Origin of the sequence: Dietzia sp. CQ4 (assembly GCF_014145125.1) — a bacterium.
GTDB lineage: Bacteria > Actinomycetota > Actinomycetes > Mycobacteriales > Mycobacteriaceae > Dietzia > Dietzia natronolimnaea.
Window position 1 is genome coordinate 1 of record NZ_JAALDZ010000117.1, and the last position, 6,517, is coordinate 6,517.

8 protein-coding genes are annotated in these 6,517 nt (G+C 69.6%); 6 read left to right on the plus strand and 2 right to left on the minus strand.

Translation table 11 applies throughout. From position 1 onward, the window contains the following. A partial coding sequence (locus tag G6031_RS07515; RefSeq protein WP_182652905.1) for an enoyl-CoA hydratase/isomerase family protein occupies window positions 1-476 on the minus strand: 476 nt, incomplete at its 3' end. 115 nt (window positions 477-591) lie between these two features. Between G6031_RS07515 and G6031_RS07520 the strand changes: the two genes are divergently transcribed. From G6031_RS07520 to G6031_RS07545, 6 genes are all read left to right on the plus strand, one after another. Beyond that, window positions 592-2,358: an AMP-binding protein gene (locus G6031_RS07520; RefSeq protein ID WP_182652906.1), complete on the plus strand. Its 1,767-nt coding sequence runs from the start codon at window positions 592-594 to the stop codon at window positions 2,356-2,358. Next, complete coding sequence (locus G6031_RS07525; RefSeq protein WP_182652907.1) at window positions 2,355-3,947, plus strand: sodium:solute symporter; 1,593 nt, start codon at window positions 2,355-2,357, stop codon at window positions 3,945-3,947. The genes G6031_RS07520 and G6031_RS07525 overlap by 4 nt, the downstream gene beginning before the upstream one ends. Further along, window positions 3,940-4,434: a hypothetical protein gene (locus G6031_RS07530; RefSeq protein ID WP_241730963.1), complete on the plus strand. Its 495-nt coding sequence runs from the start codon at window positions 3,940-3,942 to the stop codon at window positions 4,432-4,434. Before G6031_RS07525 ends, G6031_RS07530 begins: the two co-directional genes overlap by 8 nt. Before the next feature lie 102 nt (window positions 4,435-4,536). After that, the gene (locus G6031_RS07535) at window positions 4,537-5,058 is read left to right on the plus strand and encodes a DUF6328 family protein (protein WP_182611163.1); all 522 of its coding nucleotides are present in this window, start codon (window positions 4,537-4,539) and stop codon (window positions 5,056-5,058) included. Between the two features lie 100 nt (window positions 5,059-5,158). Continuing rightward, window positions 5,159-5,509 (plus strand): hypothetical protein, encoded by a 351-nt coding sequence (locus G6031_RS07540; RefSeq protein WP_182652908.1) that lies wholly within the window; start codon window positions 5,159-5,161, stop codon window positions 5,507-5,509. A gap of 37 nt (window positions 5,510-5,546) precedes the next feature. Further along, a complete protein-coding gene (locus G6031_RS07545) occupies window positions 5,547-6,059 on the plus strand; it encodes a hypothetical protein (protein WP_182643844.1) in 513 nt (170 codons plus the stop codon). A gap of 44 nt (window positions 6,060-6,103) precedes the next feature. On the opposite strand, the gene G6031_RS07550 is transcribed toward G6031_RS07545, so the two are convergent. Beyond that, on the minus strand, window positions 6,104-6,517 hold a 414-nt coding region (locus tag G6031_RS07550; protein WP_182652909.1), incomplete at its 5' end, for a GIY-YIG nuclease family protein.

Genomic DNA, 6,517 nt, shown 5'->3' on the forward strand with positions numbered 1-6,517 from the left:
CACAGGTCCTTGGCCACCGCGGGGCCGACCAGGCGCGCGAGCCGCTGGGTGCCGCCGGCGCCGGGGATGATGCCCAGCAGGATCTCGGGCTGGCCGAGCTTGGCCCTCTCGGCGGCGATCCGCCGGTCGCAGCACAGCGCCAGCTCCATGCCGCCGCCGAGCGCTGCGCCGGTGATCGCGGCGACCGTGGGCTGGGGGATCTCCGCGACCGCGGTGAACGCCGACTGCAGCTCGCGGGCCTCGGTGAGCATCTGCGCGTACGGCATCTGCCGCATCTCTTTGATGTCCGCGCCGGCGGCGAAGACGCGCTCGCTGCCGGTGAAGACCACCGCGTCGACGTCGCTGCGCCCCGAGACCTCCTGCGCCACGGCCCGCAGTTCCTCCTGCATGCCGCGGGACAGGGCGTTGACCGGCGGCCGGTCCAGGGTGACCACCGCGAGGCCGTCGGTGACGTCGAGGGATAGGAATTCATACATGTGGGGACTCCGAACGTAGGGGGAATCTCCATTGTATGTGAACCAGGCCACTCATACCGTCGTGGGGCGAGCTCCTCCGAGTGAGGGGGCTCACAGAGACTGAGGAGTTGAACGCATGCCATCGACCGCCCAGGCACGGCCCTGGCGTCCGCCGCTGGGGCCAGAGGGCTTCCGGTGGGAGATCCCGGACCGATTCAACATCGGAGCCGCGTGCACGGACGCCCATCCGCCGGAGTCCCCCGCGATCGTGGTGGACCGCGGCGACGACCCGCCGGAGATCACCACGTTCGGCGAGCTCGGAGCCCGCGCCCGCCGCCTCGTCACCGTCCTGCGCGAGCGCGGGGTCGGCGAGGGCGACCGGATCGCCGTGATGTGCGCGCAGTCCGCCGAGACCGCCGTGGCCCACGTGGCCGCCTACCTGATGGGCGCGATCGCGGTCCCGCTCTCGGTGAAGTTCGGACCCGAGGCCGCCCTGTTCCGGATGGGCGACTCCGGCGCCGTGGCGGCGGTGTTCGACGCCGACTGCCACGCGCGCCTGGCCGACGAACTCGCCGGGTTGCCCGAGCTGCGCACCGTGCTGGTCAGCGGCGATGCTGTGCCCGAGACGGCGTCGTCCGCTGCCGGGGCGATGCTCGCGGCTGGCACGGCCCCGGCGACCGAGGCGGGTGCGCTCACCGTGCTGCCGCTGTCGGTGACGGACTCGGCCGACCTCGCCGTCGTCGTCGCCGATACCGGACCCGACGACCCGGCCCTGCTCATCTACACCTCCGGAACCACCGGCCAGCCCAAGGGCGCCCTGCACGGACACCGCGTGGTGCTGGGGCACATGCCCGGAGTGGTCCGCGCGCTCGACGGGTTCCCCCAGAACGCTGCGCCGGGCGAATCGGGTGACGTGTTCTGGACCCCGGCCGACTGGGCGTGGGCCGGTGGGTTGCTCGACGTGCTGCTGCCGAGCCTCTACAGCGGTGTGCCCGTGGTGGCCTCCGCCCGGCGGCCCAGCCCGGAGACCGTGGAGCACATCCTGCGCCGACACGGGGTGACCTGTTCGTTCCTGCCGCCGACCATCCTCAAGATGATGCGCGCGTCCGAGGTGGACTACTCGCACACCGGGCTGCGGGCCGCGTTCTCCGGGGGCGAGGCGCTGGGCGAGGCCGTGGCCGAATGGGCGCGCGAGGCGCTAGGCGTGCAGGTCAACGAGATCTACGGGCAGACCGAATGCAACCTGATCGTGGGCACGTGCCACGCCGAGTTCGCGACCCCGCCCGGCTCGATGGGACGCCCGACGCCGGGTTTCGATCTTGTGCTGTTGGACGAGACCGGACGACCGGTCGCCACGGGCGAGGTCGGCGAGGTCTGCGTACGGCTGCCCAGCCCGAATGCGTTTCTGCGCTACTGGAACGCCCCCGACAAGACGGCGGAGAAGACCGCCGACGGAGTCCTGTACACCGGGGATCTGGCGAGGGTCGACGAGAGGGGGAACTTCTGGTTCTCCGGCCGCAACGACGACCTGATCTCCTCGGCCGGCTACCGCGTGGGCCCCGGCGAGATCGAGGACCAGATCCTGCGCCACGGTGGCGTCGAGATGGTGGCCGTGATCGGCGTGCCGGACGAGCTGCGCGGAGAGGCGATCGTCGCGTACGTCGTCCCCGCCGAGGGGGTCAGCGGCACCGACGAGCTGGCCCGCGAGATCCAGGCCCTGGTCAAGGAGCGCCTGGCCTTCTACCAGTACCCGCGGGAGGTCCTCTTCCTCGACGAGCTCCCCACCACCAACACCGGCAAGATCCGCCGCGCCAGGCTGCGGGCCGATCACGCCCGACCGACATCCGACCACGCTCACCCGACATCCGACCACGCCCGACCGAACCCTGAGGATCCCTCATGAACAATCCCGTCGTCATAGGCGTCGTTCTCGCCTATTTCGTGCTCATGTTCGCCATCGGCGCGTGGGCCAACACCAAGATGAAGTCGGCCAAGGAGTTCCTCGTCGCTGGGCAGTCCCTGGGCTTCTTCGTGATGGCCATCGCCAGCTTCTCCTCCATCCAGTCCGGCTGGGGCATGGTCGGCGGAACCGGCCAGACCTACGCCTGGGGCCTGCAGGCGCTCATCGCCGTGGGGCTGCTCGCGCCCTTCGGCTTTGCCGTCGCCTGGTTCCTGCTGGGCAGCCGACTCAACTGGATCGGCAAGAAGCACCGCGTCTACTCGGTGCCCGACCTCATCCGGGTCCGCTTCCAGGACAGGACCTCACACGCCACCATGTCGGTCGCGATCTTCATCGCCTCGATCGCGTACATGACCGCCCAGGTCACCTCGATCGGCGTGATCATCTCGCTGCTGCTGGGCACCTCGATCCCCACCAGCGTGTGGATCGGCTCCATGGTCGTGGCCGCGTACACGATGGCCGGCGGCATGCTCGCGGCCGTGTGGACCGACCTGGTGCAGGGCGTGCTCATGGTGGTCATGTCCGTGGGGCTGTTCTTCTTCGCCGTCCAGGTGGCCGGCGGGTGGCTCCCCATGCTCGACACCATCTCGGCCGGGAGCGCGGAGATGCTCTCGATCGACGGCGTCCAGGCGCCCACCTACATCTTCGCCTTTGGTCTGTTGATCTTCGTGGGCGCCGTGGGCCAGCCGCAGCTGCTCACCAAGTTCCTCATGCTCCGCGACATGACGCAGCTCAAGTGGGGTGCCGCCGTGGCGGGTATCGCCTACGCCATCACCACCCTGTTCTCCGTGGGCATCGGTCTGTCCACCCGCTCCATGACCCTCACCGGCGACGCCCCGGAACTCGAGAGCATCGACGACACCGCCATCTGGTTCCTCGACTCGGTGACCAACCCGATCGTCGGCGGCATCGCGCTGACCGGCCTGCTGGCCGCGATCATGTCGTCGGCCTCGAGCTTCATCACCATCGGCGCCTCGTCGATGATGCGCGACCTCCCCGGAGCGTTCGGCATCAAGGTGGTCCGCGAGCTGCTGTGGAGCCGGATCGCGAGCCTGACCCTGGTGGTGCTGTCGGTCCTGCTCACCCTGTTCCTCTCGCAGGTGGTGTTCCTGCTCGGCGCGCTGGGCTGGGCCGCCTTCGCCGCCGCGATCGTCGGCCCGGTGGTCATGTCCATCTACTGGCATCGCGCGACGGCCACCGCCGCGACCGTCACGGTGGCATTCGCGATCCTCGGCAACATGATCATCACCTCCCTGGCCGCGCGGGACATCATCTCCGTCCCGGCGTTCATGCAGGTCGGCGGCATCTCGCTGCTCGTGTCGATCGTGCTGTTCTACGTGGTGTCGCTGATGACCACCAACCGTCACCCCGACGCCACGCTGGAGTTCCTGTACGGCGGCCGCAGCGCGGTGACCGACCCGCGGGTGAGCGGCGGGGCCGCCGCCCCGACCGCAGCGTCGACGACCGCAGCGTCCACCTCGACCTCCAGGTCCACCTCGACCGCCTCCACCGAAAGGAACGACCATGTCTGATCACGCCACTGATCCCGCCTCGGATCCCACCGCACGCGGCCGCGCACTCGACGGCGGTCTCGACAGTGCACTGGACCCCGCGGACGCTCCGGAGCCCGACCACAAGCGCGCGGGCATCCTGATCCACGCGTTCGTGGCAGTGGCCGCCTTCGCGCTGCTCGGGATGTTCACCGACACGTGGCAGATGGTGTTCATCGCCGTGCCGCTCTTCGCCGTGATCATGATGCTCCTCGGCTCCCTGCACTCCGACGGCTCGTGGGAGAGGGTGTCGACCATCGCGATCGTCGCCTACTGCGCGGGGCTGGGCGTGCTGGTGTTGTGGTCGATCCTCACCGCATCCGGGGACGCCGTGCTCTGGGGCCTGCCGATGTCGATGGGAGTGATCTTCTATCTTCTCTGGCCCTATACCGCAGTGGGCGCGGGCCTGCTCTACGCCCTGGTCTTCGACCGCACCATCGACGAGAAGAGGCTGGCGGCCGCGGCCTGAGCGCCGCCGCCACGTCGTGTGGTCGCTCCGCGGATGTGCCGGGAGCGCTTCCGTCGCCGAGCCGGGCGGACGACGATGGGGGCACGCGGCGAAGGGAGCGACATGGACGTCGAGGGCACCGGGGAACCCCGCGAGGACCTGGCCGTGGAGCGCGACGAGACCGAGGCTCAGCGGATCGACCGCAACTGGATCGAGCTGCTCCAGGAGCTGCGCATTGTCCAGACCGGCGGCCAGGTCCTCACCGGCTTCCTGCTGGTGGTGCCGTTCCAGGACCGGTTCGCGGACATCGGGGGCGGCGGTCGCGCCCTCTACCTGGTGGTCCTGTCGCTCGCCCTCGCCTCGACGGTCGTCCTGCTGGCCCCGGTGATGATCCACCGCGCGGTGTTCCGCTCCCACCGTAAGGACCGGGTGCTGCGACTGTCCGCGACGCTGGCCCGCGTGGGCCTGGTCATGTTGTCGATCGCGTTGGTGGGGCTGGCCGCGCTGGTGTTCTCGCTGGTGCTCGGGACGCTGCCGGGGTTCGCGGCCGGGGCGGCGATGGCGGTTCTCGTGGCGGTCATGCTCTTCGTGGTGCCCGCCCGGGTCCGCCATCACACTGCGACCAACCCGTACGTCGCCGACTGAGCTGCGGGTGTGTCCGGAATGACACGGCGCCTGCCCCTCCTGGTGGGACAATGGGGTCCGTTCCGGCCCGCGACAGCGCAGGGGGAGGTGGCCGTTCCCGATGGCGTCGATGGAGATCTACTCCAGTTCCGTTGCCCGGCAGCAGAACGCTGCCGCCGAGCAGGCCCGCACCCGACTGGACGCAGGTCTGCGGGAATGGTCAGGCCAACGCGCCGCCCTCACCGCCGATGACCTCGGTCGCAATCCGCTGCGCCGGGTGCCACGCGGCTGGCCGGAGGCGACGGCCACCCGGGTGGAGGTGGCGGCGAGAGAGGCCTGCGTGATCGACGAGCAGGGTGCGCAGACCGAGGCATCCCGACTGTTGTGGTCGGCCACGGCCAAGCTCGTCGGCGCCGGGGTGGCGCTGGCGGTCCCGTTGTCGATCGTGATCGCGCTGGTGTTGGGGTCATGAGGGCGCTCGGGGGTCGCGCTACCGGGTGGTGGACCGCGTGCTGAGGCTCCTCGTGCCCGTGGTCATAGGCCTGCTGTTCCTGGCGGTGATCGCGGGCTGGTTCTGGTACACCACGTGGCTGGTGCGGTCGGCGATCGACGAGCTCGCCCACCGCCGCAGACTCCTGGCCGGGGTGGATCCGCTGCAGGTGACGGCGACGAAGGCACTCGCGTCCGCGGAGACCGCACACGACTCAGCCCACAGAGCGCTGTCGCTGACGGTGGAGGCCTGGTACGACCTGCGGGAGAGCCGGGCGGTGGGGACGGCACTGGTCGAGAGGTTTCCGAAGATCGAGGAGCGGGCGGCGCGGGACCCGGAATTCCTGGACGTGCTCGAGGATGCCGACGCGCTGCTCAACGATCCCCGGCCGGGATCGGAGGCGATCGACGACCTACTAGTGCGCACCGCCCGGATGGATGAGCTGAACCTGCGGCTCAGGCACCTGGTTCATCAGTACGACGCCGCCGGGAAGCGCGGGTTCGGACGCTTCTTTCCGCAGGGTCGGCAGTAGTCGCGCTGCGCGTGAGGTGAAGCACGAGAATAGTCTGCTCGTGCTCACGCGCTGGTGTTGTACGCGGTGCGCGCGGCCAGGACGATGTCGCGAATCTGGCCGGTGGCATGGTCGAGGTTCAGCGGGGGCGCCCATTGCTTTATGGCGGACGGTTCGATCGCTGCAGGATCGGGATGCTCGCACCAGGAAAGGTGAAGGTGGGTGCGCATCCAGTCCGTGAGCCGGGCCTCGTCCGGGGCGATCAGCACGACGCGGTCAGTGCGTTCGGTGCGGTAACCGTGCTCAGTCAGCAGCACGCCGGCGAGGGTGCGGCGCAGGGTCGAGCTTCCGCTACTCCGAAGGTGGTTACCGATGATCCGTCGCCGCAGGTTCGAAGCTTTCCCGATGTAGAGCATCCGCAGGTCGTTGTTGTCCGGGGGTAAGTCCCCTGGAGTGGTGGGGTTTGGGGGCCGGGGTTT

Coding starts and splice junctions, on each gene's coding strand:
- G6031_RS07520 (WP_182652906.1), top strand. CDS start 592: ATGCCATCGACCGCCCAGGCACGGCCCTGGCGTCCGCCGCTGGGGCCA.
- G6031_RS07530 (WP_241730963.1), top strand. CDS start 3,940: ATGTCTGATCACGCCACTGATCCCGCCTCGGATCCCACCGCACGCGGC.
- G6031_RS07525 (WP_182652907.1), top strand. CDS start 2,355: ATGAACAATCCCGTCGTCATAGGCGTCGTTCTCGCCTATTTCGTGCTC.
- G6031_RS07540 (WP_182652908.1), top strand. CDS start 5,159: ATGGCGTCGATGGAGATCTACTCCAGTTCCGTTGCCCGGCAGCAGAAC.
- G6031_RS07535 (WP_182611163.1), top strand. CDS start 4,537: ATGGACGTCGAGGGCACCGGGGAACCCCGCGAGGACCTGGCCGTGGAG.